The organism is Streptomyces sp. NPDC003038 (assembly GCF_040611115.1).
Classification (GTDB): Bacteria; Actinomycetota; Actinomycetes; order Streptomycetales; family Streptomycetaceae; genus Streptomyces.
The window spans coordinates 250,135-275,288 of the sequence record NZ_JBEXNN010000003.1; the positions used below are offsets into that span (position 1 = coordinate 250,135).

Consider the following 25,154-nt stretch of genomic DNA (forward strand, 5'->3'; position numbering starts at 1 on the left):
CCGCCTTGCGGCACGGTCGGAGACCGAACCGGCTACGGCTGAACGGTTGCGGTTTCTCCACTCTGCTCCTGGTCACCGGCCCCGAACGGGGTCAACTACCGTGGAACTTCGCCGAAGACCATGCGGAGACCGCGGGCTGTGTCCACGTACTCGCGGACCCGGTGGATCAGTCCGTCCCGGAGCTCGATGACGAAGCAGTAGTCGTTGCTGTAGGGGTTGCCGTTGGCGAGCGTCGCCGTCACGGCCGCCTCCACGGCCACCCGCTCGCCGTCGACGTGGACCCCGTGGAAGGTGACCGCGACGTCACGCGCGTACAGGCGGGGGAAGTCCTGGGCGAAGAAGCGCACGATCGCCTCCCTGCCCACCATGTGGTTGCTCCCCCCGAGCGCGACGGCAGCGGCGTTCCCAGGGGGCGACAGCCATTCGGCGTCCTCGGTGAGGACCGCGGAGATCCGGTCCGGGTCGTTGCCGGCGAGCGCCTGGAAGGCGTTCTGGATGATGTCGTGGCTCATGAACCCACTGTCGCCTTCAGCGCGCGTCAGCGTATTGGACAAATGTTCCCTTAAGCCCTCGCTCGAATGGGGCGGTGCCGTCCACCGCCTGGTGGCGACAGGTCACCACCGACTCGCCGGCACCCGGCTGCCCGCCCGAGCGCCCGTACTCGTCGACATCCGGGGGATCAACACCGATCCCGCCCGCTCACCGGGACCCGACCTGGCCCTCGGGGCCGGCCCCACTTCTGCATCGGCGCCCGGCTCGCACAGCTCGAACCGCGCGCCGTGGCCACCGTGCTGCGAACCCGTACGGGGCTACTGCTCGGGCTTCGCCCGGCTCGGCTGTACGCGCTTCGGTTCGCCCGGCATCTTCGGGTAGTCCGGGGGATACGGCATGTCCCCCAGGCCGTGCTTGTGTTCGTCCCGGGCGGCCAACTCCAGTACCGCGTCCAAGGCGAAGGCGTGCTCGTCCATGTCCGCGTGCAGGTCGCCCAGTTCGGCGTAGCGCGCGGGCATCGTCACGATGTCGAAGTCGCGCGGTTCCGCGTCGTCCACCTCGTCCCAGCGCAGGGGCGCCGACACCGGGGCGTGCGGACGCGGGCGGACGGAGTAGGCGGAGGCGATCGTGCGGTCGCGCGCCGTCTGGTTGTAGTCGACGAAGATCCGCTCGCCGCGCTCCTCCTTCCACCAGGCCGTGGTGACCCTGCCCGGCATCCGGCGCTCCAGTTCCCGGCCGAGGGCGATCGCGCACCGCCGGACCTCGGTGAAGGTCCAGCGCGGCGCGATCGGCACGAAGACGTGCAGCCCGCGCCCGCCCGAGGTCTTGGGCCAGCCCCGCAAGCCGAGCTCCTCCAGCAGGGCGCGCAGCTCATGGGCGGCCGCCACCGCGTGGTGGTAGTCGGTGCCCGGCTGCGGGTCCAGGTCGATCCGCAGTTCGTCGGGCCGGTCGGTGTCCTCGCGCCGCACCGGCCAGGGGTGGAAGGTGAGGCAGCCCAGATTGGCAGCCCACAGGACGGCGGCCGGTTCGGTCGGGCAGATCTCGTCGGCCGTACGGCCGCTCGGGAAGGCGATGTGGGCGGTCGGGATCCAGTCGGGGAGGTTCTTCGGTGCCCGCTTCTGGAAGAAGGACTCGCCCTCCACTCCGTCCGGGTACCGCTCCAGGGTTGTGGGACGGTTGCGCAGGGCTCGCGTGATGCCGTCCGCGACCGCCAGGTAGTACTCGGCCACGTCCCGCTTGGTGAGGCCGCGCTCCGGGAAGTACACCTTGTCCGGGCTGGACAGCCGAACCGTCCGCCCACCCGCCTCCAGCTCGATCGCATTACCGGCAGCACCCATGTGCGCCACGGTAGGCGCGCCTGGCCGGGCGCGCATACCGGGCGGGGCCGGACGTACCACCGCAGAATCTCAGGTATGGATCTGCCGGTGATGCCCCCCGTGAAACCGATGCTCGCCAAGTCCGTGACCAAGATCCCGCCGGGCATGCAGTACGAGGCCAAGTGGGACGGCTTCCGTGCCATCGTGCACCGCGACGGCGAAGAGATCGAGATCGGCAGCCGGACGGGCAAGAGCCTCACCAGGTACTTTCCCGAGCTGGTCACCGCCCTCACGGCAAACCTGCCCACCCGCTGCGTCGTGGACGGCGAGATCGTCATCGTTCACGGCGGCCGGCTCGACTTCGACCGGCTGACCGAGCGGATCCATCCCGCGCAGTCCCGCGTCACCATGCTCGCCGAGAAGACGCCCGCCGGTTTCATCGCCTTCGATCTGCTGGCGCTCGGCGACGAGTCGCTCCTCGACACCCCGCTCGCCGACCGCCGTACCGCCCTCGTCCAGGCACTCTCCACCGCTCGTCCCCCCGTCCATCTCGCGCCCGCGACCACCGACCCCGCGCTCGCGCAGGAGTGGTTCGAGCAGTTCGAGGGCGCCGGGCTCGACGGGGTGATCGCCAAACCCCTCGATCTCCCCTACCGGCCCGATGCCCGCCTCATGTACAAGATCAAACACGAGCGTACGGCCGACGTCGTCGTCGCGGGTTTCCGTTTCCACAAGAGCGGTCCGATTGTCGGATCGCTACTCCTCGGCCTGTACGACGACCGCGGCACCCTTCAGCACGTGGGCGTCTGCGCCGCCTTCCCGATGAAGCGCCGCGCCGAACTGGTCGACGAGCTCGCACCGCTCCGCATGCCGGACCCGGAGGGCCACCCGTGGGCCGCCTGGGCCGAGGAGGCCGCCCACGAGAGCGCCCGGCTGCCCGGTGCGCAGAGCCGCTGGACCGGCAAGAAGGACCTGTCCTGGGTGCCGCTGCGGCCCGAGCGGGTCGTCGAGGTGGCGTACGACCACATGGAGGGGGACCGCTTCCGGCACACCGCGCAGTTCCGGCGCTGGCGGCCCGACCGGGCCCCGGAGAGCTGCACCTACGCCCAACTGCAGGAGGTCGTCCGGTACGACCTCGCCGAGGTGCTGGGCGGGCCTCCGGACGGCTGAACGGCGGTGGCCCGGCCACCTCGGCCGTCCACCTCGGCCCACCCCCTCGGCACGGCTACCACCTCGGCCCCGTCACCTCGGCCCGGCGCCCTCACCCCGAGGTCAGCTTCTCCCACTCCGCCCGCTCCGGCCCGGCCGCGTGAGGCGCGTACTGCGGCCGCGCGTCCAGCCACCGGGCCACCCGGGCCCGGACCTCCGGGTCCGCGTACGCCCGCTCCGGGGAGTCCGCCAGGTGCCGGACCTTGGCCCGCGCCCGCATCACCTCGGGATCCTCCAGCGCGCAGTCGAACAGCGCCGCCACCTCGCGGGCCGTCCCCGTACGCGCGGCCCGCGTCGCGAAGCGCTCCCCGATGGCAGCGTCGGCGACGACCTGGAAGTCGAACCACGGCTTCAGGGTGCGCAGCGCCCAGGCGTGGTGGTCGGCGGCGAACCGCTCCGACCCCGGGTCGCGGTGGGCCGTACGGGCTACCCTGCGCGCACCCCACAGCGCCAGCGAAGTGCCCTGCCCGAGGGTCGGGTTGGTGTGCGTGATGGAGTCCCCGACGGGCACCAACCCGCTCACCACCGGGCCCTGCTCGTCGACCAGCGCGCTCCACCGGTTGTCCAGGCTCGCGGTGGCGAGGACTTCGGACAGCGGCTCGGCACCCAGTTCAAGCCAGGCCGCGCCGGGCGGGAAGGTACGGGCGGCGGCTTCGAAGACGGCGGGATCACGCAGGGCGGAGCGCGTGGTGTCCTCGGTGTGAACGAACAGCGTCACGGCGAACAGCCGGTTGTCGGCCGGGAAGGCCGCGCAGCCGGCGAAAGTGCCGCCGGTCACCGCCCAGGGCCGGCGCGGGCCTTCCTCCACGCCCGCGGGCAGGCGGTACCAGCGGCAGAAGTACGCGAGCCCCGTGCGGTGCCGTTCCACGACGGGCGGGCGGCAGCCCGCCACGGCCAGCCAGCGCTCCACACCCCCGCGCCGCCCGCCCGCGTCCACGACGAGGTCCCCCGCGTAACTCCCGGTGCCCGTGGTCACTCCCGTCACCCGGGTCCCGCGCCCCGAGCCCGGCTCCGACCCCGCAGTGGACAGCGACCGCGGCCCCGACCCTGACCCCGGCTCCGTGGTGAGCCCGGTGACCGGCTCCCCGTACCGCGTGACGACCCCGGCTTCCGCGCGCAGGGCCGTGACCAGCGCGCTCTCCAGCACGATGCGCCTGGCCTGGAGCATGACGAGGTCCTCGTCGCCCGGCCGCGCCGGCGGACGCGCCTCAAACCAGTCCAGCTCGTGCCGCTCGCGGGCCCCGAGCCGCAGCATCTCCTCATAGACGTCGGGCAGTTCATCCCGCAGCACCTTGCGCGCGGCCCCGAGCAGCACGTGCGGCTGGGTCGCCTGGGGTACGGCGGGCCGGCGCCAGCCGAAGAAATCCCGGTCCAGCGCGGTGCCGGGGGCACGCGTGTCCCGCTCGAACAATTCGACGGTGTGCCCCTGCCGCGCCGTGAGCAGGGCCGTGGCCAGCCCTCCGACGCCTCCGCCGATGACCAGTACATGTGCCATTCGCGCGCCCCCCTGAGCCGATGAACCGTACGACCATCACACCGTCCGGAGCCTGCGCGAACGGAACCCGACCGAAACCCGCACAGGTGGCCGAGGTCCGACATGTACGTCGACCCGCGCCCGGCCGGTGCGATCAGCCGAGACCCCTCACGGTGCGGGTGCCGGTGCCGGTGTCGGTGCGGGTGCGAGTGCCGGTGCGGGTGCCCGTGTTGGTGCTGGTGCCGCCACGCCCCGCGCCACCCGCGGCGGCCCGGTGGATCTCCACCGCCCGGCGGGTCTCCGCCTCGATCAGGTCGGCGTTGATGGCGACGGCCGCGTGCTCGCCCTGGGCAGCCGCGCCGGCGACCTTCTCCATCGGGGATGTCACATTGCCCGCCGCCCAGACGCCCGCGAGCGCGGTGGCCCCGGTCGCCGGGTCGGACTCGACGCAGACGCCGATCACCTGTCCGCCCCGCTCCATCGTGACCGCCGGCAGGCCCAGGCTGGTCAGGACACCCGAACGGGCGGTGAACCGCGGAGCCACCACGAGCGCCCGGCACGCCACCGTCGCCCCGTCGGCCAGGGTCACCCCGCTCAGCCGGTCGTCGCTCACGACGAGGCCGGTCACCTCGCCCTCGACGACCTCTACGCCCCGCGCGGCCAGCAGTTCCCGGTTCTCCTCCGTGAGCTTCCAGGTGTGCGACAACAGCGTCGTGCGGTCGCTCCACTGCCGCCAGAGCTGAGCCTGATGCACGGCGAGAGGCCCGGTGGCCAGCACCGCGAGCGGCTCGTCCCGCACCTCCCAACCGTGGCAGTACGGGCAGTGCAGCACGTCCCGCCCCCAGCGCGCACCGAGGCCCGGCACCGCCGGAAGCTCGTCCACCAGACCGGTGGCGACCAGCAGCCGCCCCGCCCGTACGGTCGAGCCGTCCCCGCAGCGGACGAGGAAGCCCCCCTCGGGCAGCCGGTCGGCGGCGACGGCCGTGCCCGACCGGATCTCACCGCCGTAACCGGTGACCTCCGCCCGGCCCTCGGCCAGCAGATCGGCCGGGCTGTCCCCGTCCTTGCCGAGGTAGCCGTGCATGTGCGCGGCGGGGGCGTTGCGCGGGCTGCCGGAGTCGATCACCAGCACGGAACGGCGGGCCCGGACCAGGGTGAGCGCCCCGGCCAGCCCGGCGGCCCCGCCGCCCACGACCACCACGTCGAACCGGTCTTTCCTCGTGTTCTCCATGTCGGTGAGGATCCGCCCGCGAGCTCCCCCTTGACAAATGTTGTTGCCGAAGCGGCAAATGGAGCCATGGCCACCGAAGAGCGGGACGAAGACCTCGCGGACGTGCTCACCGCCGTCGGCCCGCGACTGCGTGCACTGCGTCGGCAGCGCGGCACCACGCTGTCCCAACTGAGCGAGATCACGGGCATCTCGCTCTCCACCCTCTCCCGGCTGGAGTCCGGCCAGCGCCGGCCGACGCTGGAACTGCTCCTGCCGCTGGCCAAGGCCCACCGGGTGGCGCTCGACGAGCTGGTCGGCGCCCCCGAGACCGGGGATCCGCGGATCCGCCCGCGCCCCTTCGTCCGGAACGGCGGCACCTACGTCCCGCTGACCCGCAATTTCGGCGGGGTGCACGCCTTCAAGCAGATCCTCCCGCCCCTCGCGGTTCCACCGCCCGCGCCCGAACTCAAGGTCCACGAAGGCTACGAGTGGCTGTACGTGCTGTCCGGACGCCTCCGCCTGCTGCTGGGCGAGCACGATCTCGTCCTCGGCGCGGGTGAGGCCGCCGAGTTCGACACGCACACCCCGCACGCCTTCTCCAACGCGGGTCCGCAGCCGGTGGAGTTCCTCAGCCTCTTCGGCCCACAGGGTGAGCGGATCCACGTACGGGCCAGGCCCACCACCACCTCGGGCTCCCCGGGCCCCACCGGCACCGCAGCCCCCTGACCGCAGCCCCTGACCCCTAACGTCTGACGTCTCACGTCTCACGTCTGAAGCCTGACGCCTGACCGAATGAACGACCCGCCGCCGACCGGCCCGGAACAGAGGATCGCCATGACCGTCCCCAACGAGCGCCCCGAGCGGGCCGTACCCGAGCCCAACGCCGTCGCCGGCGTCGGACTGATCGTGGTCGCCCCGGACGGCCGGGTGCTGCTCGGCCAAGCGCACGACGGCCGCTGGGAGCTGCCCGGCGGCAAGGTCGACCCGGGTGAGGGCTTCGAGCAGGCCGCCGCCCGGGAGCTCGCCGAGGAAACGGACCTGCGGGCGGCCGCCGGGGGGATCCGGGTCTTGGCCGTCCACTTGGAGGCGGAGTCTGACGTGCCCCGGCTGACGGCGGCCGCCGTCACCACCACCGCGCAGGGCGTCCCCACCGTCACCGAGCCTCACAAGATCGCCCGCTGGCAGTGGTTCTCCCCCGCCGAGATCCCCTCGGCCCTCTATCCCCCTTCGGCGGCCGTCCTGCGCACCTGGCGCCCGGAGCTCACGACGCTGCCGTACGTGCCCTCGTACGACTACCCGATCGCGACCGCGGGCCTCGACACGGACGGAGAGGTCGACACGGACCCAGGCGCGGGCACGGCTTCGGGCGCAAGCGCGGCCGCGGAGACCAGCGCCTGAAACACCGGGCCCCGCCCCCGTCGGAGGCTCCCAGGCAGGCGCGGCGGCGGCGACCCGGACCGTCCGACCCGACCCCACCCGACCCGGACCAACCCGGCCCGGACCGTCGAGGCCGCAGAGCCGCAGATCCCCTTGCCCGGGGCGGCGACGGCGCGCCGGCCGACCGGCCCGTTACCCCCGCGGCGCCACCCGCGGCGCGAAGTTCCCCTCGCTCAGGTCCTCGGCCAGCAGCCGCTTCGCGATCGCGTCCGCCGCCACCCGCAGTTCGGCGCTCCGCGGCCGCCCCCGGTCCTTCTCCAACTGGTCGCCGAGCCAGTCCGCCCACGCCCGCGAGATGACCGCGGCCTCCCGCTCCCCCGCCGGGGTGTGCGCGAAGAAGCCGTTCTCCCGCGTCAGGTACCCCTCGTCCACCATCCGCTCGAAGACCGGAAGCAGCACCTCCGGCGGCAGCGACCGCCGGTTCGCGACGAGTCCCAGGCTGGCGTGGCCGACCGTCCGGGTCAGCAAGTCCACCTGCATCACGGCCCACACGCCCGCCATGTCCAGCCGCGTGTCCGAGGCCTCCACGATCCTGCGCGCCGTGTCCGTCCCCATGGTCCGTACGAGCTTGCCGACCGCCAGCTCCAGCAGCTTCGCGGAGTCCCCGGAGGCCGTGGCCGGCGAGGCGAAGCCGTCGCCCATGTCCCTGGAACCGGCCCGGGCGCTGTCGCGGAGCCGGACCTGCTTGAGGAAGAGCGCCACGACGAAGCCGACCACCGCCACCGGCACGGTCCACAGGAACACCGTGTGCAACGCCTGCGCGTACGCGCCGATGACCGGAACCGCGGCCGCCGGATCGAGTCCGTGCACCCCTTGCGGGCTCTGTGCGGCCGCGCCCAGGCGCGCCGGATCCGCCCCGGTGGCCCGCGCCGCCTCCTCGACCCCCTTCGTCAGCTCGGGCTTCAGGCTGTTCGCGTAGATCGTGCCGAACACGGCCGTCCCGAAGGAACTGCCGAGCGTACGGAAGAAGGTGACGCCCGACGTCGCGGTACCGAGGTCGGCGTAGTCGACGGTGTTCTGCACGGCGATCGTCAGTACTTGCATGCACAGGCCGATGCCGGTACCGAGCACGAACATGTACACCGATTCCAGCCATGCGCTGCTCTGCGGTCCCATCCGGGAGAGCAGGTACAGGCCCACGGCCATCACCAGACAGCCCGCGATGGGGAAGATCCGGTACCGCCCGGTCTTGCCCGTGACGTTGCCGCTGAAGACGGACGCGATCAGCAGGCCGATGACCAGCGGCAATGTCCGTACGCCCGACACCGTGGCCGAATCACCGTCCACGTACTGCAGGTACGTCGGCAGGAAGGTCATCGCGCCCAGCATCGCGAAGCCGACGACGAAGCTGAGCACCGAGCAGACCGTGAAGACGGGGTTGCGGAAGAGCCGCATCGGCAGCATCGGCTGCGCCGCCCGCGTCTCCACCAGGCAGAACAGGGCCAGGGCTACGGCGCCGCCGCCGAACAGCCCGATGATCATCGCCGAGCCCCAGGCGTACTCGTTCCCGCCCCAGCTGGTGGCCAGGATCAGCGCGCTGGAGCCGGCCGCGACCAGGGCGATGCCCAGGTAGTCGATCACCGGCCGCCCGGCCGCCCGTACCGACGGGATCGTGCGCGCGGCGGTCACGACCACCAGGACGGCGATCGGGACGTTGACGTAGAAGGCCCAGCGCCAGCTCAGATGGTCGGTGAAGAGCCCTCCCAGCAGCGGCCCGATCACGGTCGCGACGCCGAAGACGGCGCCGATCGTGCCCTGGTACTTGCCCCGATCGCGCAGCGGGACCACATCGGCGATCAGGGCCATCGAGGTGACCATGAGGCCGCCGGCGCCGATGCCCTGCACGCCCCGCCACAGGATGAGCAGGGTCATGTTGCCGGCGAGGCCGCACAGGAACGAACCGGTGATGAAGATGACGGCCGAGACCTGGAAGATCACCTTCCGGCCGAAGAGGTCACCGAACTTGCCCACCAGCACCGTCGCGACGGTCTCCGCGAGCAGATACGAGGTCACCACCCACGACATGTGGGCCGCGCCGCCGAGATCCGCAACGATCGTGGGCAGGGCGGTGCCCACGATCGTCTGGTCGAGGGCGGCCAGCAGTACGCCCAGCATGATCGTGCCGAAGACCACGTTGCGCCGCCGCCGGTCCAGCACGGGTGGCGCCGCGGTGACAGCGGGGGCAGTGGTCACACCTCGCACTCTCACAGCGCCCCCGCCGCGCCGCATGCGGCGCGGGCTGTACGGGTGACCCGCGGGCACACCGTGGGACGTTGGGAAGTGCGGAGTCAGCGCAGGTAGGCCAGGCCCGGATGGGCCGCCGCATACCCGTCCAGCAGCCGCCGGGCCACCCCCACCGAGTCCACCAGCGGGTGCAGCGCGAAGGCCTTCACCGCGTCCGCCCGCGAACCGCTCGCCGCGGCCGCCAGGATCTCCCGCTCCACCGCCTTGACGGCCGTGACCAGGCCCACCGCGTGGAGCGGGAGCGGGGCCACGGCCACCGGGTGGGCGCCGTTCGCGTCGACCAGACAGGGCACCTCGATGACCGCCTCCGCGTCGAGGACGGACAGCGTGCCGCGGTTGGGGACGTTGAGGATCAGCGTGGCCCGCTCGTCCCGGGCGATCGCTCGCATCAGCGCGAGCGCGACCTTCTCGTAGCCCCCGGATTCCAGGTCGCTCTCGTCGCGCTCACCGACGCCCGCCGCCTCGCGGTTCTCGGCCATGTACGTGGCTTCGCGCTCGGCCCTGGTCCGCTCCCAGGCGGCGAGTGCCGCCCCGGCCCGCTGCCCGGCCCGGCCCGCCTCGGCGTAGAAGCCGCGCTGCTGGTCGCGCAGGAAGGCGCCGCGGGTCTGCTCGGCCTCCTGGTAGGCCCGTACGGTGTCACGGTTGAAGTAGTAGTAGTGCAGGTACTCGTTCGGGATCGCGCCGAGCGAGCGCAGCCACTCGGCTCCGAAGAGCCTGCCCTCCTCGAAGGACTCCAGGGCGTCGGCGTCGGCCAGCAGCCGGGGCAGCTCGTCGCGGCCGCCGATGCGCAGCCCGCGGACCCAGCCCAGGTGGTTGAGGCCGACGTAGTCGATCCAGGCCTCGTCCGGCCGGGCTCCCAGCAGCCTGGCGATGCGACGGCCGAGCCCCACGGGCGAGTCGCAGATGCCGATCACCCGCTCCCCGAGCTCTTCGGCCATCGCCTCGGTGACCAGCCCGGCCGGGTTGGTGAAGTTGATGACCCACGCGTCGGGGGCGATACGGGCGATCCTGCGCGCGATCCCACGGGCCACCGGCACGGTCCGCAGACCGTACGCGATCCCGCCCGCGCCCACCGTCTCCTGCCCCAGCACACCCTCGGCCAGGGCGATCCGCTCGTCCGCGGCGCGCCCCTCCAGGCCGCCGACGCGGATGGCGGAGAAGACGAAGTCGGCCCCGCGCAGGGCTTCGTCGAGGTCCCCGGTGGCGCTGACGGCCGGGGCGTCCGGCACTGCGGCGGCGGCCGCCTGGCCGGCGAGGACCCGGGCCATGGCGCCGAGGCGCCCGGGATCCTCGTCGTACAGCGTCACGTGGGACACCCGGCCCTCGGCGTGGTCGCCGAGCAGCGCTCCGTATACGAGCGGTACCCGGAACCCGCCCCCGCCGAGGATCGTCAGCCGCACGCCCCTACCGCCCTTCACGAGTGCCACGACGCGTGCCACGGCGAACGCCACGATCCGCGGCATCCGCGGCCTCCGCACCCTGCGGCACACCGTCGGCGCACCACCGCGCACACGATTCAGGGCACCAGTGTCCCCCGGCCGGTCACTCCCCCAGCGGCGGCACGGCGCGCAGCCTGGCCCCCTGCTGCTGCGGAACCCCGCCGCCGCGGACCGGACCCGCCGGCGCACCCTGCGGCGCGGAGAGGATCAGGGTGATCCGGGTCAGCCCCATCGCGTCCAGCATCCGGCTGGTTTCGGCCACCATCCGGCAGCGTGCCAGGCCCCACCGCGGGTCGGGATGGCGCACGGTGCGCACCGCCCCGTCCTGCTCTGCGGCGTGGGCCCCGTGCGTGCTCAGCCAGTGCGGCACCCCGTACCGGTAGGCCGCCTCCATGAACGGGTCGCGGGCCACCTCCTGGCGGATGCTGCGCAGCCCCTCGTCCTCCGGCGCCTCGGACAGCGCGGTCGCGAACCGGGCCAGGAGCGGTACACACCAGGCCGGTTCGTGGTCCTCCAGCACGCCCGCGGCGTCCGGGTGGAACAGCACGAAGCGCAGGAAGTTGTCGTCCGGCAGGGCCGTCGGGTGCGGCCGTACGGCCTGGAAGAGCTGGTCGAAGGCGGAGTTGGTGAGCGCGACGTCCCAGCGGTGGTCCACCAGGAAGCTGGGGTAGGGCACGGACTCCATGAGCGCCGCGTAGTCGCACAGGTAGTCGCGCTGGGCCGGGTCCGCGGGCAGCCGGTTCTCCTCGGCGGCCCGCCAGGTCGGCGGCGGGTCGCGGTCGACCATGACGCGGAAGAGCCAGAAGCACTGCCGCTCGCTCATCTCCAACGCCTCGGCCAGGGCGAGCAGTTTGCGGTCCGTCCATTCCTTGACCAGGCCGCGCTCCCAATTGCCGTACGCACGGACGCTGATGCGCAGCCGTGCGGCCAGGTCCTCCTGGCTCAGGCCCAGTTCTTCGCGGCGCTGGCGCAAAATCTCCTTGCGTCGCTCCGACCGCACGGCGCCGCGTGCGGACTCCTCGCCCGACAGGCGGCCCTCACCGGCTCGGGCGAGGCCATCGGACGGGCCCACCGCTGCGAGATGTGGCACCGAGAGCTCCCCCTTCTCACGGTCTGGATCTTCATTTCCGTGTGGCGATCCTGCTACCGACTTCATTCGAGTGTCAACTATTGTGGCAATTCCAGCCTCTTGACAGCTCATTCCCGCCACAGCTGTGGCACGTTCTAGCCCTTCCGGAGCAGAACGGCTAGATTCCAGAAGCCGACCATGTGCCCGAACCGACTTCGCGCGATCTAGGAGAACCACTGGTGACAGACGGCTTCCCGGCTCCCGTCGCGGTGGCCCACGCACCCCTGGCCGCCACCGTCACACGCGTCGCCGAACTCGCGGGCAAGATGGGCCGCGACCTGAACCAGGTCTTCGACCTGCGGCGCCTCTCGGAGGCCTCCGGCGTGCCCACGGACGTGGTCAGGACCCTGTTGGAGGGGCGGCCGGCCGGTGAGCCCGATCTCCAGACCCGCTTCCTCCAGCGTCTCGACCTGCTCCGGCGCACCCGCGTCAAACCCAACGGCCGCCGCTACACGCAGCAGGAGATCGCGGACGGCGCCGGCATGTCCCGGCAGCAGGCCGGGGCCCTGATCAACGGCGACCGCCGGCCCACCATGGAGCACTGCGACGCGATCCAGCGCTTCTTCGGGGTGCACGCCGGCTTCCTCACCGCCCACGACGCCGACGCCCTCACCGACGCTCTCCAGCGGACCGAGCAACAGCTGCTCCAGGACTTCGCCGGCCGTTCGCGGGAGACGGCACCGGCCGTGGCCGCTTCGGCGGGCGATCCGCTGGCAAGACTCCTCCAGAACCACGGGGTGCGGGGCATCGCCTGGCGCGCCGCCCAACTGCCCAGCGACAAGCACCGGGACAAGGTGACCGAATGGCTGGACATGCTTCTCGAAAGCGTCAAACCGAATGAATCCTGACCCAGTCGAAAGCCTGGGTCTGATCCTTGAGTCCTGATCCGGATCCGCGCCGACGGGGAGAACGGTGAGCATAGGCAGAGAGCAGCGGCGGTTGTGCGGGGAGCTGGTGGCCGGCATCCGGCTGACCGCGCCCGTGGAACCCGTGGACCTCTACGCCGCCCTCTGCGAGGGCATGAGCAGACACCGCGGCCGCCGGGTGGACTTCCGGATGGCCTCGTTCCCGCCGGGGACGGCCAGCGGCCTGTGGCTCGACATGGCGGACCGCGATCTGGTGGTCATCGAGGAACGCACCGCACCGGACCACCAGTTGGTGATCCTGGGTCACGAGCTGTGGCACATGAAGGCCGGCCACTGCAGTCACCACGTCGACGGCGCGGCCGTCGCCGCTCGGCTGCTGTCCGACGAGGCCGATCTCGGCGAGACGGTCCGCCGCGTCGCCGCGCGCACGCGCGCCGACGTCCAGGAGGAGACCGAGGCCGAAACCTTCGGCTTACTGCTGGGCAGCCGGTGCAGGACCTGGCTGGCCGGATCGGCGAACCACCGGGCTCCGGCCCAGCGTGACCATTTGGCGGGCCGGATCGAGGCCTCGCTCGGATACCGGGGGCACAGGAACGACCGTTGAACGGCGAGGACTACTACATACCGGCGGCCGCGATGGCGATCTCGCTCGCCTTCAAGCTGCCGGCGCTACGACACAACTGGCGTGACCCTTTGCTGCGCTCGGTCTGCGCCCTGCTGACCCTGGCCGGAGCGGTGTTCACCTTCGCCGCCCCGCCCACCATCGAGGCGGTCAACCGCTGGACCGGCATCGTCAACGTCTCGGCCCCCCTCGTCTACTGCCTGATCACCGCCTTCAGCGCCTCCTGCCTGGTCCTGGTCGTCAACTGGCGGGGCGGCCCGCCCGAACAGACACGGCGGATCTCACGGCGCTGGATCCTCGGCTACAGCGCCGTCATCGTGGCCCTGATCGTGCTGTTCGTCCTCGGCGAGGCCCCCGTCGAGCGGCTGCGCGACTTCGACACCCACTACGCGAACACGCCCTACATCCGCCAGATGATCGGCCTCTACCTGCTGGCGCACCACGTGGCCGCGGTCGTGATGGTGGCCATGTGCTGGCGCTGGTCCCTGCAGGTGCGCGGGTGGCTGCGGGTCGGCCTGGTGATCATCGTTTCCGGCTACATGTTCAACCTCAGCTACGACGCCACCAAGATCTCCGCGGTCGTCGCCCGCTGGCTGGGCCACAACCTCGACGGCCTGAGCACCTTCGTCGCCCCGCCGCTCGCCGCCGTGGGCGCGCTGATCAGCGCGATCGGTTTCGTGCTCCCGCTGGTCTGCCAGCGGATGTCGGACAACTGGCAGACCTGGACGACGTACCGGCGGCTCGGCACGCTCTGGCAGGAGGTGCAGATCTCCGCACCCGGCGGCGGTACCCCCGGCGTGCGGATGTCGTGGTGGTCCGCCGCCGAACTGCGCGTGATCCAGCGCGAGTCCGACATCCACGACGGATTCCTCCACCTCGGCCCGTACTTCGACCGCCGCCACCGCGACGACGCCTACGAGCGCGCCGTCGCGGAAGGGGCCGACGAGGAGACCGCCCGCGCGGTCGCCGACGCCGCCATGGTCGCGGCCGCCGTACAGGCCCGCTCGGCCGACCCCGAGGGCGCGGTCATCGGGGCGGCCGCCGAGGAGACCACGCTCGACACCGCCGACGGGCCGCGCGATCTCCTGCGGATCTCGCACGCCCTGCGCCATTCGCCGGTGGTGGCGGCCCTGCGCCGGCAGGTGGCGCTGTCGGGCAGCGGCCCGGGCTGAAGGATGTCCGGCGCCCCGCGGCTCAGTGCGCGGCCGACACCACCGACTGGGGGAACAGGTCCTGGAAGGGGTCGGCCGAATCGATGCCGTTGCGCCCGTAGGGCGCGTCGAAGCTCCACACCATGAACAGCAGGAACACGATCAGCGCACTGAACAGCCCGGCCAGCAGCAACTCCCGCCCGGAGCGGCGGATCTGCAGAGCGAAGATCAACCCGACGGTGACCACCCCGCCGACCAGCAGCCCGAACCACACCACACCCGGCAGCGTCGGCTCGGAGCTCTGCGTCCGCGAGTGCCGGGCGTCGTCGGCGGCGGCGATGTGGTCGAGCAGTGGCTGGTAGGCCTGCGCCTGGAGCTCGGTGGTAGGGCTCTGGTGCGTGAGGTCGCTGCGCAGCTTGCCGAGCAGCTGGGCGCCCTCGGCGGACGCGCGCTCGCCGGACGTCAGCAGCGGCCAGTCCACGGCGACGGTGTGGGAGACGTACGCGTTCACCTCGCCGCGGATGCGGTCGCGGACCGGGGCGGGGTAGACGTCGGCGCGCTGGGTGACCTCGTACAGCGACTGGGCCTCGCGGCGGACGCTTTCCTCGGCGGCGCCGCGTGCCTCCCAGACACCGGCGATGGCCAGGCCCAGCACGATGGCGTAGACCACACCTACCATCATCGTCATGTACTCGATGACGTCGGGGGTTTCGCTGGTGTCCTCGTCGTCCGCGACCCGGCGGTGCCGGATCGTGGTGATGGTGAAGACGAGGGCGCAGACGAGCGCCATGGCGATGGCCAGAACCACCCATTCGGACACGTGGATTCTCCGTTGTGGATCGGTGGAGGGATGCGCGGAGGTCAGCCGCGGCTCTTGGAACGAGGCCGCAGGGCGGCGGCGGCCAGGACGGCCGGCGTGGTGACGACGGCCATGAGCATCATGGTGGACAGGCCGTCCGGGCCGCGCAGCTCACGTGCCACAGCGCGGTACGGACGCACGTGAAAGGCGCTCACGGGCGCGGCGGCGGCCCTGGCCCGGGGCGGGGCGGGTGTGTCAGCCGGCGCCGGTCCGGTCGCGCTCGCGGCAGCCGGCGCGGGAGCCGGCGGCTTCGGATCCCCCGCCTCAGCCTTCGCGCCCGGCCCGGCCGGCTCCGGCCGGGCGGCGACCGCGGACGGCTCGGGAGTCCGGCCCGGGTGGTGCACAGTGGGCCGTTCGGCCCCGGGCGCGGGCATCCGCAGCGAGGGCCGCGGGGAGGGCCGTGCCGGGGGCGGCGCGGCCACGCCCGGCCGCGGTGGCCCGGCCGGCACGCACACGTCGACCCGTGCGCCGTCGCCCGCGACCGCCACATGGCCGTGCAGCGGGCAGAGCACCGCGACCAGACCCGCTCCGGTGAGGTACTGCCAAGCGGCCACCGCGCGTCCTTCCGTTTCCGCAGCGCATATAAGGGTTACGGCTGAAGAAACGATCAGGACGGGGGTTCGACACGCGGCAGACAGGTCAAGATCCTTGACGGATGGACGACTTCCGGCCATCGCCGCGGCATCCGTCCCCCGGACGGGCGCGCGCGACCACGGGACGCGGTGGAGTCCCTCCCGCCCCCGGCTGCCGCTGGGCGCGGCGGGACGAGGGCCGAACCGCCCCGCCCCCGGGGACACGTGAGGGGCGCGGCCCCGAACGGGTCGCGCCCCTCACCTCGTCACGCCACGGGTGTCAGCCCGTCTCGGAACCGCCGAAGCGCTCCCGGTAGGACTCCAGGTCCTCTTCGGTGATCTTCGCGAAGAGGACCGGCGGCACGGTGAACGGCGTCCCCGCCGGAACCGCGTCGAGCGCCTTCGCCTGCTCCGGGGTCACCCAAGCCGCCGTGTCGTCGGCGAGCGTGAACGCGGAGCGCATCGCGCGGGCCGAGGCCGGGATGAACGGCTCGGAGACCACCGAGTAGAGGTGGATGAGGTTCATCGCGGTGCGCAGGGTGAGCGCCGCGCCCTCGGGGTCGGTCTTGATCTCCAGCCAGGGGGCCTTCTCCTCCAGGTAGGAGTTTCCGGCGGACCACAGGGCGCGCAGCGCGGCCGCGGCCTTGCGGTACTGGAGGGACTCCATGTGGCCCTCGTACTCGGCGAGCAGCTCGGCGATCTGCTCGCCCAGCTTGGCCTCCGCCTCTCCGGCGGCGTTGCCGGCGGGCACGTCGTCGCCGAACCGCTTGCGGGAGAAGGACAGCACGCGGTTGACGAAGTTGCCGAGGGTGTCGGCGAGGTCCTTGTTGACCGTGGCGGTGAAGTGCTCCCACGTGAAGGACGAGTCGTCGGACTCGGGCGCGTTGGCGATGAGGAAGTAGCGCCAGTAGTCGGCCGGGAGGATCTCCAGCGCCTGGTCGGTGAAGACGCCGCGCTTCTGCGAGGTGGAGAACTTGCCGCCGTAGTAGGTCAGCCAGTTGAAGGCCTTGACGTAGTCGACCTTCTTCCACGGCTCACGGGTGCCCAGCTCGGTGGCGGGGAACATCACGGTGTGGAAGGGGACGTTGTCCTTGGCCATGAACTCCGTGTAGCGGACGTCATCGGCCTCGTACCACCAGGACTTCCAGTCGCGGGCGGCCGGGTCCGTGTCCCGCGCGGCGTCCGACCACTCCTTCGTCGCGCCGATGTACTCGATCGGGGCGTCGAACCAGACGTAGAAGACCTTGCCCTCGGCGGCCAGCTCGGGCCACGTGTCGGCCGGGACCGGGACGCCCCAGTCGAGGTCGCGGGTGATCGCGCGGTCGTGCAGGCCCTCGGTCAGCCACTTGCGGGCGATGGAGGAGGCCAGCTGCGGCCACTCCTCCTCGTGGCGGGCCACCCAGGCCTCGACCTCGACCTGGAGCTTCGACTGGAGGAGGAAGAGGTGCTTGGTCTCGCGGACCTCCAGCTCGGTGGAGCCGGAGATGGCCGAGCGGGGCTCGATCAGGTCCGTGGGGTCCAGGACGCGGGTGCAGTTCTCGCACTGGTCGCCGCGGGCCTTGTCGTAGCCGCAGTGGGGACAGGTGCCCTCGACGTAGCGGTCCGGCAGGAAGCGGCCGTCGACCGGCGAGTAGACCTGCCGGATCGCGCGCTCCTCGATGAAGCCGTTCTCCTTGAGCCGGCGCGCGAAGTGCTGCGTGATCTCGACGTTCTGCGCGGAGGAGCTGCGGCCGAAGTAGTCGAAGGACAGCTCGAAGCCGTCGTAGACCGCCTTCTGGGCGTCGTGTGCCTGCGCGCAGAACTCGGCGACCGAGAGGCCGGCCTCCTTGGCGGCGAGCTCGGCGGGGGTGCCGTGCTCGTCGGTGGCGCAGATGTAGAGGACGTCGTGGCCGCGCTGGCGGAGGTACCGGGAGTACACATCCGCCGGAAGCATCGACCCGACCATGTTGCCCAGGTGCTTGATCCCGTTGATATAGGGAAGCGCGCTGGTGATCAGGTGTCGAGCCATCCTCGGATGCTCCATTTCATATATGCCGGTACAACATGACGTACGTGACGGATTGTGATCCGGTTCATCGTATCGAACCGCCGAAACGCCACGTGCAGCATTTACAAGGGGTGGACGCCCTGCTGGACGCCTCCTGGACGCAATGCAAAAGCGAGGACAGTGACCTCTCCGTCACGGCCCTCGCGATTGCGCCCATGGTACAGCCGCGGCGGTTCGTCCCGGACCGCCGGTCCGGCGGCTCGGGAGGGGAAGGGCCCGGTGTGCGCCCCCGTACCGGGACCGGCATATGCGTACGGGTCGGCCGGGCACCGCGGATGATCAAGATCGATCACGAGTCGATCATCACCGACCGTAATGCTTCCAGGTTTCTCCTCTGCGCCCCCTGGGTGCGCCCGCGCTGATTTCCTGACACCGCACAGGGGATGAGGTGGAACGGTGAGCGATGGCGGACCGGAGGAGTCCGGTGGGGCCGTGGGACTGCCGAGCCGGCGCCGACGGCCGACTCCCATGAGCCAGTGGAACGCGACGGCGCGCCTGTCGTACTGGGCGTTCCACGGCAACCGACGGCCCTCGTACATGCGCTTCGCGTATCTACAGCTGGGCTCCGACGCCGCCGCCGAGGAAGCGGTGGACGCGACCTTCGGCTCGATCATGGACGAGTGGCTCAGAATGCTCCACATGGACCGGCTGGACGCCTACGCCTGGACCGTCCTCAAGCACTGCATCGTCGACCGGCAGCACCGGCGCAGTCCCGGGCCCCAGCCGATGGACATCAGCGCCTTCGAGGCCGCCCTCAAAGAGGCCCACGCCGACCAGTACGAGGTACTGACCGACACCATCCGCTTCTACTCCGCCGTCTCCCGGCTCGCCGAACGCCAGCGCGACTCCGTGCTGCTGCGCTACGGACTCCGGTGCAGCGCCGGTGAGGCCGCCGCCGTGATGGGCGTCGACGAGGCCACGGTCCGCTCGTACCTCGGCCAGGCCCACCGCCGGCTCGCCCGCCTGCTCGACGCGTCCGCCGAATCATGAGGCGGCACGAACGGCCCGAGCGGCTCGACGGCGACGGCGCCCCCCGCTCCCTGGCCGAGTTCCTGTCCCGCGCGGGCGTGCGCGACCGCTACCCGCACTACGACCTCATCGCGGCCGAGGCCCGGCTGCTGCGCGCGCCGCACCCTCCCCTCCCGGCCATCCGCAACCGGCGCCGCTCCTACGGCTGGAGCGACCCCGCACGTGACTGCCCGCTCGACGCCGAACGGGCCCGGCGCGACCTCAAAGCCGCCTGCCTGGCCGCCGTGTGTTCGCCGAAGGCCGCGGCGCGGCTCGGCTCCTTCCTCGCCGACGGCCACACCGACCTGCCCGGCGCCGTCGTCTTCGGCTGCCTGCTGCACCTCGCCGGGCTCCGCGAGGGGGCGCGCTTCTGGTGGCAGTTCGCCGCCGGTTCCGGGAGCCCGCGGACCGCGCCGGCCGCGTACTGCCTCTTCCTCGACCACTCCCGGCGCGGTGAGCACCACGACGCCCGGCACTGGGCGCGCGAGCTGGGCCGTCGCGAGTTCCGGCCGGGCGGGCGCCGGGATCTGCGGGAGGTCCGGCTGTGCGCGCAGGCGGCCGTCCTGCGCTACGTCGACCAGCGCGACGATCCCGATCTCGGCCCGGTGCCGCTTCCTCTGCCGGGGCTGCCCGGGACGCTGGCCGCGTTCCTGCCGCTCCCCGCCCCCACGGTCAGGCCCACCGTCCCGGTGGTCCCGCCCCGACCGGACGCGCGGCCGCTGCGCCACCCCGCGCTGACGTCGGCGGCCCGCCGGAGCGGGCCCGCGGCCGGTACCGGCGAGGCCCTGGCGGAGGCTCGCCGCGCGCTGGCCGTCGTACGGGTCCTCGAACGGCACCCGCTGGGCGTGCGGGCCGCGCAGCTCGGGCGGGAGGCGGGCCTGGCCGAGGCGGAACTCGGGCCGTTGCTCGCGATGCTGTGCGAGGAGGAGTACGCGTACCGCCCGGGCGCGGACGTGTACAGCGGCGGGCCGGCCCTGGACCGGCTCGCCGCCCCCGGAAGCAGCGGGCTGGTGGGGCAGCTCCAGCGCACTCTGGCCCTGGCACGGGACAGCGCGGGCGCCGCGGTCTACCTCAGCCGGTACGCCGAGGGCGAGGTCCGGATCACGCAGATGGCCGACGGGCCCGGGGCGCCGCGGGTGCGGGAGTGGGTGGACTTCCGGGCGGCCGCCCACGCCAGCGCGGTCGGCAAGTGCCTGCTGACCCAGCTCGACCACGACGGGCGTCGCGACCACGTGGCCCGGCACCGGCCCGCGCGGCTCACCCCGCAGACCATCACGGACAGCCGGGCGCTGTTCTCCGCCCTCGATGCGGTGGCCCCGGGAGCGCCCGTCTTCGACCTGCGGGAGTACTCCCCCGGGGTCGTCTGCTCGGCGGTTCCGATCGCGATCGGCGGCGCCGCCGGGAGCCTCGCGCTCTCCCTGCCCGCCGCCCGTGCGCACCGCCTGCCCTCCGCCACCGAGGCCCTGCGCCGCAAGGCGGTCCCCGTCCTCCTGGCCCTGCTCCTGACCGGCGCGATCCCGCCGGACGCCCCGGACCCGGACACGCCGGACCCGGAGATCCCCCTCCCCCGGACCGGGACCGAGCCGCAGGCCCGGATCCGGCCGACGACGAAGGCCCCGCTCACGCCGGAGACCCTGCGCCACCTCCGCCGCCTCTTCCGCACCCCGGTCAGCCGCACGGCGACCTCACCGGGCGGCGGCCCGCATCTGGTGAGCGACACCACGGCCGCGGCGGCCTACCTCTTCGACGCCCTCGATGACACCGACCCGCCCCGCCTGTCCCTGCCCCACACCTTCACCCAGGTCACCCCGGGAAGCCTGACGCCGCCGAACGGCCTGGTGGTCCTCCACACATGACCCGCGCGCCGGTCCCCGGGGGGACGGCCCCGGGGACGGCCCCTCGCGATGGACCCCGAAAAACGAGAAGAACCCCACACGATGTGTGGGGTTCTCGCTGGTGTCCGAGGGGGGACTTGAACCCCCACGCCCGATAAAGGGCACTAGCACCTCAAGCTAGCGCGTCTGCCATTCCGCCACCCGGACCAGGTGATCGGCCCCGGTTTCCCGCGGCGACATGGACAACAATAGCAAAGGATCGGCTGGGCTCCGACCACATATCCGACCGGTGGCAGTCCGCCACGCCGCGCTGACCTGCACGCATACCCGACTCTCCGCGGCGAGACGAGGTGTCTCGCCGCAGGACGGCCGCCGCCGGCCTCCCGGATCCTGGTACCGGCCGAGACAGGACGGGCGCCGGGACGGTCGGACGGGCCGTCCGGCGGGTTTGCGGCTGCTGCGGTCGCCCTCGCGGGCGGGGTCGCCCTGTACCTGGCGGGTGACCTCGCCTTCAAGGGCCGCGCTGAGGACAGGGACGCCGCGGACTCCACGGAGGGCGTTACGGGCAGCGGATGACCTGGCCGGCGTACGAGAGGTTGCCGCCGAAGCCGAAGAGGAGGACCGGGGCGCCGGACGGGATCTCGCCGCGCTCGACCAGCTTGGACAGGGCCATCGGGATGCTGGCGGCCGAGGTGTTGCCCGAGTCGACGACATCGCGGGCGACGACCGCGTTGACGGCGCCGATCTTGTGCGCGAGGGGCTCGATGATGCGCAGGTTCGCCTGGTGGAGCACGACCGCGGCCAGTTCCTCCGGGGTGACGCCGGCCTTCTCGCACACCTTGCGGGCGAGCGGCGGGAGCTGGCTGGTGGTCCAGCGGTAGACGGACTGGCCCTCCTGGGCGAAGACCGGCGGCGAGCCCTCGATCCGGACCGCGTTGCCCATCTCCGGGACCGAGCCCCACAGCACCGGGCCGATGCCCGGCTCGTCGCAGGCCTCGACGACGGCCGCGCCGGCTCCGTCGCCGGTCAGCACGCAGGTGGAGCGGTCGGTCCAGTCGGTGATCTCGGTCATCTTGTCGGCGCCGATGACCAGGGCGCGGGTGGCGGAGCCGGCCCGGATCGCGTGGTCGGCGGTGGCCAGGGCATGCGTGAAGCCCGAGCAGACGACGTTGAGGTCCATCACGGCGGGGCCGTTGCCCATGCCCAGCTTGGCGGCCACGCGGGCGGCCATGTTGGGCGAACGGTCGATCGCCGTGGAGGTGGCGACCAGGACGAGGTCGATGTCGTCGGGGCTCAGACCGGCGCCGGCCAGGGCCTTGCCCGCCGCCTGGAAGGCCAGCTCGTCCACCGGCTCGTCGGGGCCGGCCATGTGGCGCGTCTTGATGCCGACGCGCGACCGGATCCACTCGTCCGTGGTGTCGACCATGACCGCGAGGTCCTCGTTGGTGAGCACTTTCGCGGGCTGGTAGTGCCCTAGCGCCACCACGCGTGAACCGGTCATGGGCGGGGTCCCCCTTCGTAGACAGTCAGGATCACCCAGCTTTGCCTGCTACCGGCCAGTACCCGTGCGTGTGACCCGACAGGATTCGGGCCCCCTAATTTGGAGATTCCCGAGGATCCGGCTGCCGGGAGCGTGCATCGAAGCGGAACCGGGAGAATGGGCTCGTCAGGTTCACGATGGGCTACTCGACGAGCACGGAATGGATGGGCTGATCGCCATGGGACGGGTCACCGAGCGCCGACGCGTCGTGCGGATCCGGAACGGGGTGGTGGGAACCCGCCCGGACACGCTGGTCGCCGAGGAGCCGCTGGAGATACGGCTGGGCGGAAAACCGCTGGCCATCACGATGCGCACGCCGGGCGACGACTTCGCGCTGGCGGTGGGCTTCCTGGTGAGCGAGGGCGTGCTCGGCTCGGCCTCGGACGTACAGGCCGTCACCTACTGCGAGGGCGCGACGGAGGAGGGTTCGAACACCTACAACGTCGTCAACGTGCAGCTGGCCCCCGGCGTGCCCGTGCCCGACATCACGCTGGAGCGGAACGTCTACACCACCTCCTCCTGCGGCCTGTGCGGCAAGGCCAGCCTGGACGCGGTCCGTACGGCGACCCGCTTCCCGGGGGCCGCCGCGGCCGATCCGGTACGGATCCCCGCCGGTCTCCTCGGCACGCTCCCGGACCGGCTGCGCGCGGCGCAGAAGGTCTTCGACCGTACGGGCGGGCTGCATGCGGCCGGGCTGTTCTCGGCGGAGGGCGAGCTGCTCGACGTACGGGAGGACGTGGGCCGGCACAACGCCGTGGACAAGGTCGTCGGCCGGGCGCTCCAGGCCGGGCGGCTCCCGCTGACCGGAGCGGTCCTGCTGGTGTCGGGCCGGGCCTCCTTCGAGCTCGCGCAGAAGGCCGTGATGGCGGGGATCCCGGTCCTGGCCGCCGTCTCCGCCCCCTCCTCGCTCGCGGTGGACCTCGCGCTGGAGTCGGGGCTGACGCTGGTGGGGTTCCTGCGCGGGGCGGACATGAACGTCTACGCGGGCGAGGAGCGGATCATCCTGCCCGGAAACTAGGGCCGGCCCGGAAGCTAGGGCCGGCCCGGGCGCGCGGCCGGGCCGGGCGCCCGGGCCGGGCCGGGCACTCAGCGGCGGCGGGAGCGGCGCGGTGCGGGCTTGGAGGGGGCCGGGGCGGGCGGTTCGATGCGGTGGAGGTCCAGGGTGGGCGGCAGCGGGGTGGAGCCCGGGCCGCCGGACTCGGCCCAGGCGATGATCTCGTCGGTCGCGGTGTCGTCCAGCGCCCAGCCGAACCAGGCCGCGCGGGCGCCGCGGCGGCGGGCCTCGGTGGTGGGCTGCACCACGATGACGTTGGCCTGGGCGCAGGGGCCGAGGCAGTCGCTCGTACGGACGGCCAGGCGCCCCTCGGAGGCCTCGGCGGCCGCGCGCAGGCGGGCGAGTTGGCCGGCGTGGTCGGAGCCCGGGTTCTTGCGGGGGTCGCCGCAGCAGCAGCCGCGGCAGACCACGAGGGTGCAGGGGCGTTCGGCGCGGGCGGCGATCGGGCGTATCCAGGTCACCGCCGCACGTTACCGGGCCTGCGGGGCGGGGTGTTGGGACGACTGCGAGACCTCCGCCACATGCCCGGCGGGGAGTTCGGCCCCGCAGCCCTCGGCCACCGAATGCTCGGTGGGCGGGGCTTGAGCGGCCGGGTCCCGGGCGGCCGGGTCCTGGGCGGCCGGGTCCTGGGCGGCCGGGTCCTGGGCGCGGCGGCGGGCCAGGACCGCGCAGACCATCAGCTGCATCTGGTGGAACACCATGAGCGGCAGCACGGCGAGGGCGGCCTGGGTCCCGAACAGCACGCTGGCCATGGGGAGTCCGGCGGCCAGGCTCTTCTTCGACCCGGCGAACTGGATGGCGATGCGGTCCTCGCGGCCGAAGCCGAGGCGCTGGGCGCCGTACCAGGTGACGAGGAGCATGACGGCGAGGAGTACGGCCTCCACCGCCACCAGGGCGCCCAGGCGCGGGGCACTGACCTGGTGCCAGATGCCCGCGACCATGCCCGCGCTGAAGGCGGTGTAGACGACGAGCAGTATCGAGCCGCGGTCGACAAGGCCCAGCACCTTCTTGTGGCGGACGAGGAAGCCGCCGACCCAGCGCCGCATGAACTGTCCGAGGAGGAAGGGCAGCAGCAGCTGGAGGCCGATCCTGAGGAGCGAGTCGAGGGAGAAGCCCCCCGCGACGCCCCCCAGCAGACCGGCGGCGAGGAGGGGAGTGAGGAAGATGCCGGCGAGGCTGGAGAAGGAGCCGGCGCAGATCGCGGCGGGGACGTTGCCGCGGGCGATCGAGGTGAAGGCGATGGAGGACTGGACGGTCGAGGGGACCAGGCAGAGGAAGAGCAGGCCGCTGTAGAGCGACGGTGTGAGGAGGGTGGGGACGAGGCCGCGGGCGGCGAGGCCGAGGAGGGGGAAGAGGAGGAAGGTGGCGGCGATCACGGTGAGGTGCAGCCGCCAGTGGCGCAGGCCGCCCTGGACCTCGCGGGTGGAGAGCCGGGCGCCGTAGAGGAAGAAGAGCAGGCCCACGGCGGCGGTGGAGGCGCCGCCCGCGACGGTGGCGGCCGGGCCGCGGGCGGGCAGCAGGGCGGCGAGGCCGACGGTGCCGAGCAGGGCCAGGACGTACGGGTCCAGGGGCAGCCGGGCGGGTAGGTGCGGGCGGCGCATGGGCGGTGCTCACTTGCTCTCGGGACGGGCGGTCGGCGGGTGGCGGGGC

General features: G+C 72.5%; 21 protein-coding genes, 1 tRNA gene and 1 pseudogene. 9 read left to right on the plus strand and 14 right to left on the minus strand.

From position 1 onward, the window contains the following. Positions 1-95: 95 nt before the first annotated feature. Together ABZX75_RS06080 and ligD are read right to left on the minus strand one after the other, a co-directional pair. Complete coding sequence (locus ABZX75_RS06080; RefSeq protein ID WP_355408330.1) at positions 96-512, minus strand: nuclear transport factor 2 family protein; 417 nt, start codon at positions 510-512, stop codon at positions 96-98. A 297-nt stretch (positions 513-809) separates the two neighbouring features. After that, complete coding sequence (gene ligD / locus ABZX75_RS06085) at positions 810-1,829, minus strand: non-homologous end-joining DNA ligase (protein ID WP_355408332.1); 1,020 nt, start codon at positions 1,827-1,829, stop codon at positions 810-812. Between the two features lie 75 nt (positions 1,830-1,904). On the opposite strand from ligD, the gene ABZX75_RS06090 reads away from it, so the two are divergent. Continuing rightward, the gene (locus ABZX75_RS06090; protein WP_355408334.1) at positions 1,905-2,978 is read left to right on the plus strand and encodes an ATP-dependent DNA ligase; all 1,074 of its coding nucleotides are present in this window, start codon (positions 1,905-1,907) and stop codon (positions 2,976-2,978) included. Positions 2,979-3,069: 91 nt separating this feature from the next. Here the strand turns inward: ABZX75_RS06090 and ABZX75_RS06095 are convergent, their stop codons facing one another. After that, on the minus strand, positions 3,070-4,512 hold the full coding sequence (locus ABZX75_RS06095; RefSeq protein ID WP_355408336.1) for an NAD(P)-binding protein: 1,443 nt from the start codon (positions 4,510-4,512) through the stop codon (positions 3,070-3,072). Between the two features lie 133 nt (positions 4,513-4,645). Further along, on the minus strand, positions 4,646-5,722 hold the full coding sequence (locus tag ABZX75_RS06100) for an NAD(P)/FAD-dependent oxidoreductase (protein ID WP_355408338.1): 1,077 nt from the start codon (positions 5,720-5,722) through the stop codon (positions 4,646-4,648). Between the two features lie 66 nt (positions 5,723-5,788). Here ABZX75_RS06100 and ABZX75_RS06105 point away from each other — a divergent pair, with 66 nt between their 5' ends. Beyond that, complete coding sequence (locus tag ABZX75_RS06105; protein ID WP_355408340.1) at positions 5,789-6,427, plus strand: cupin domain-containing protein; 639 nt, start codon at positions 5,789-5,791, stop codon at positions 6,425-6,427. A gap of 108 nt (positions 6,428-6,535) precedes the next feature. After that, positions 6,536-7,099, plus strand: coding sequence for an NUDIX domain-containing protein (locus ABZX75_RS06110; RefSeq protein WP_355408342.1), 564 nt, complete (start codon positions 6,536-6,538; stop codon positions 7,097-7,099). A 171-nt stretch (positions 7,100-7,270) separates the two neighbouring features. Here the strand turns inward: ABZX75_RS06110 and ABZX75_RS06115 are convergent, their stop codons facing one another. The 3 genes from ABZX75_RS06115 to ABZX75_RS06125 all read right to left on the minus strand — a co-directional run bounded on the left by ABZX75_RS06115 (position 7,271) and on the right by ABZX75_RS06125 (position 11,911). Next, positions 7,271-9,367 (minus strand): MDR family MFS transporter, encoded by a 2,097-nt coding sequence (locus ABZX75_RS06115; RefSeq protein WP_355408506.1) that lies wholly within the window; start codon positions 9,365-9,367, stop codon positions 7,271-7,273. Between the two features lie 59 nt (positions 9,368-9,426). Then, positions 9,427-10,782 carry a 6-phospho-beta-glucosidase gene (locus tag ABZX75_RS06120; RefSeq protein WP_355408508.1) on the minus strand — a complete coding sequence of 452 codons (1,356 nt, stop codon included), beginning with the start codon at positions 10,780-10,782 and terminating at the stop codon, positions 9,427-9,429. A 142-nt stretch (positions 10,783-10,924) separates the two neighbouring features. After that, positions 10,925-11,911, minus strand: a complete 987-nt coding sequence (locus tag ABZX75_RS06125) for a helix-turn-helix domain-containing protein (RefSeq protein ID WP_355408344.1) — start codon at positions 11,909-11,911, stop codon at positions 10,925-10,927. A 218-nt stretch (positions 11,912-12,129) separates the two neighbouring features. On the opposite strand from ABZX75_RS06125, the gene ABZX75_RS06130 reads away from it, so the two are divergent. The 3 genes from ABZX75_RS06130 to ABZX75_RS06140 all read left to right on the plus strand — a co-directional run bounded on the left by ABZX75_RS06130 (position 12,130) and on the right by ABZX75_RS06140 (position 14,610). Beyond that, positions 12,130-12,798 carry a helix-turn-helix transcriptional regulator gene (locus tag ABZX75_RS06130; RefSeq protein ID WP_355408346.1) on the plus strand — a complete coding sequence of 223 codons (669 nt, stop codon included), beginning with the start codon at positions 12,130-12,132 and terminating at the stop codon, positions 12,796-12,798. Positions 12,799-12,862: 64 nt separating this feature from the next. After that, positions 12,863-13,420 carry a toxin-antitoxin system, toxin component gene (locus ABZX75_RS06135; protein ID WP_355408348.1) on the plus strand — a complete coding sequence of 186 codons (558 nt, stop codon included), beginning with the start codon at positions 12,863-12,865 and terminating at the stop codon, positions 13,418-13,420. Then, positions 13,417-14,610: an MAB_1171c family putative transporter gene (locus ABZX75_RS06140; protein WP_355408350.1), complete on the plus strand. Its 1,194-nt coding sequence runs from the start codon at positions 13,417-13,419 to the stop codon at positions 14,608-14,610. The genes ABZX75_RS06135 and ABZX75_RS06140 overlap by 4 nt, the downstream gene beginning before the upstream one ends. 22 nt (positions 14,611-14,632) lie before the next feature. On the opposite strand, the gene ABZX75_RS06145 is transcribed toward ABZX75_RS06140, so the two are convergent. The 3 genes from ABZX75_RS06145 to metG form a co-directional block, all read right to left on the minus strand. Beyond that, the gene (locus ABZX75_RS06145) at positions 14,633-15,409 is read right to left on the minus strand and encodes a hypothetical protein (RefSeq protein ID WP_355408352.1); all 777 of its coding nucleotides are present in this window, start codon (positions 15,407-15,409) and stop codon (positions 14,633-14,635) included. Positions 15,410-15,450: 41 nt separating this feature from the next. Continuing rightward, positions 15,451-16,002, minus strand: coding sequence for a hypothetical protein (locus ABZX75_RS06150; RefSeq protein WP_355408353.1), 552 nt, complete (start codon positions 16,000-16,002; stop codon positions 15,451-15,453). A 298-nt stretch (positions 16,003-16,300) separates the two neighbouring features. Further along, positions 16,301-18,028, minus strand: a complete 1,728-nt coding sequence (gene metG, locus ABZX75_RS06155) for a methionine--tRNA ligase (protein ID WP_355408355.1) — start codon at positions 18,026-18,028, stop codon at positions 16,301-16,303. Positions 18,029-18,535: 507 nt separating this feature from the next. Here metG and ABZX75_RS06160 point away from each other — a divergent pair. Both ABZX75_RS06160 and ABZX75_RS06165 read left to right on the plus strand, forming a co-directional pair. Beyond that, positions 18,536-19,057 (plus strand): sigma factor-like helix-turn-helix DNA-binding protein, encoded by a 522-nt coding sequence (locus ABZX75_RS06160; protein ID WP_355408357.1) that lies wholly within the window; start codon positions 18,536-18,538, stop codon positions 19,055-19,057. Positions 19,058-19,860: 803 nt separating this feature from the next. Then, positions 19,861-20,580: pseudogene (locus ABZX75_RS06165) on the plus strand (IclR family transcriptional regulator C-terminal domain-containing protein); the annotation flags it as partial. Between the two features lie 449 nt (positions 20,581-21,029). On the opposite strand, the gene ABZX75_RS06170 reads toward ABZX75_RS06165, so the two are convergent. Together ABZX75_RS06170 and ABZX75_RS06175 are read right to left on the minus strand one after the other, a co-directional pair. Further along, positions 21,030-21,117 (minus strand) — tRNA-Leu (locus tag ABZX75_RS06170). A 352-nt stretch (positions 21,118-21,469) separates the two neighbouring features. After that, a complete protein-coding gene (locus tag ABZX75_RS06175) occupies positions 21,470-22,411 on the minus strand; it encodes a beta-ketoacyl-ACP synthase III (RefSeq protein ID WP_355408359.1) in 942 nt (313 codons plus the stop codon). Between the two features lie 217 nt (positions 22,412-22,628). Here ABZX75_RS06175 and fdhD point away from each other — a divergent pair, with 217 nt between their 5' ends. Beyond that, on the plus strand, positions 22,629-23,468 hold the full coding sequence (gene fdhD, locus ABZX75_RS06180) for a formate dehydrogenase accessory sulfurtransferase FdhD (RefSeq protein WP_355408510.1): 840 nt from the start codon (positions 22,629-22,631) through the stop codon (positions 23,466-23,468). A gap of 68 nt (positions 23,469-23,536) precedes the next feature. Here fdhD and ABZX75_RS06185 read toward each other — a convergent pair whose 3' ends face one another. Both ABZX75_RS06185 and ABZX75_RS06190 read right to left on the minus strand, forming a co-directional pair. Next, positions 23,537-23,965 carry a (2Fe-2S) ferredoxin domain-containing protein gene (locus ABZX75_RS06185; protein ID WP_355408361.1) on the minus strand — a complete coding sequence of 143 codons (429 nt, stop codon included), beginning with the start codon at positions 23,963-23,965 and terminating at the stop codon, positions 23,537-23,539. A gap of 9 nt (positions 23,966-23,974) precedes the next feature. Beyond that, complete coding sequence (locus ABZX75_RS06190; protein ID WP_355408362.1) at positions 23,975-25,105, minus strand: bile acid:sodium symporter family protein; 1,131 nt, start codon at positions 25,103-25,105, stop codon at positions 23,975-23,977. Positions 25,106-25,154: the final 49 nt, after the last annotated feature.

Excerpts from the sequence above, each read along its gene's own strand:
- metG (WP_355408355.1), bottom strand. The coding sequence starts at position 18,028 with ATGGCTCGACACCTGATCACCAGCGCGCTTCCCTATATCAACGGGATC.
- ABZX75_RS06100 (WP_355408338.1), bottom strand. The coding sequence starts at position 5,722 with ATGGAGAACACGAGGAAAGACCGGTTCGACGTGGTGGTCGTGGGCGGC.
- ABZX75_RS06115 (WP_355408506.1), bottom strand. The coding sequence starts at position 9,367 with ATGCGGCGCGGCGGGGGCGCTGTGAGAGTGCGAGGTGTGACCACTGCC.
- ABZX75_RS06110 (WP_355408342.1), top strand. The coding sequence starts at position 6,536 with ATGACCGTCCCCAACGAGCGCCCCGAGCGGGCCGTACCCGAGCCCAAC.
- ligD (WP_355408332.1), bottom strand. The coding sequence starts at position 1,829 with ATGGGTGCTGCCGGTAATGCGATCGAGCTGGAGGCGGGTGGGCGGACG.
- fdhD (WP_355408510.1), top strand. The coding sequence starts at position 22,629 with ATGGGACGGGTCACCGAGCGCCGACGCGTCGTGCGGATCCGGAACGGG.
- ABZX75_RS06080 (WP_355408330.1), bottom strand. The coding sequence starts at position 512 with ATGAGCCACGACATCATCCAGAACGCCTTCCAGGCGCTCGCCGGCAAC.
- ABZX75_RS06090 (WP_355408334.1), top strand. The coding sequence starts at position 1,905 with ATGGATCTGCCGGTGATGCCCCCCGTGAAACCGATGCTCGCCAAGTCC.
- ABZX75_RS06175 (WP_355408359.1), bottom strand. The coding sequence starts at position 22,411 with ATGACCGGTTCACGCGTGGTGGCGCTAGGGCACTACCAGCCCGCGAAA.
- ABZX75_RS06105 (WP_355408340.1), top strand. The coding sequence starts at position 5,789 with ATGGCCACCGAAGAGCGGGACGAAGACCTCGCGGACGTGCTCACCGCC.
- ABZX75_RS06190 (WP_355408362.1), bottom strand. The coding sequence starts at position 25,105 with ATGCGCCGCCCGCACCTACCCGCCCGGCTGCCCCTGGACCCGTACGTC.
- ABZX75_RS06095 (WP_355408336.1), bottom strand. The coding sequence starts at position 4,512 with ATGGCACATGTACTGGTCATCGGCGGAGGCGTCGGAGGGCTGGCCACG.
- ABZX75_RS06160 (WP_355408357.1), top strand. The coding sequence starts at position 18,536 with ATGAGCCAGTGGAACGCGACGGCGCGCCTGTCGTACTGGGCGTTCCAC.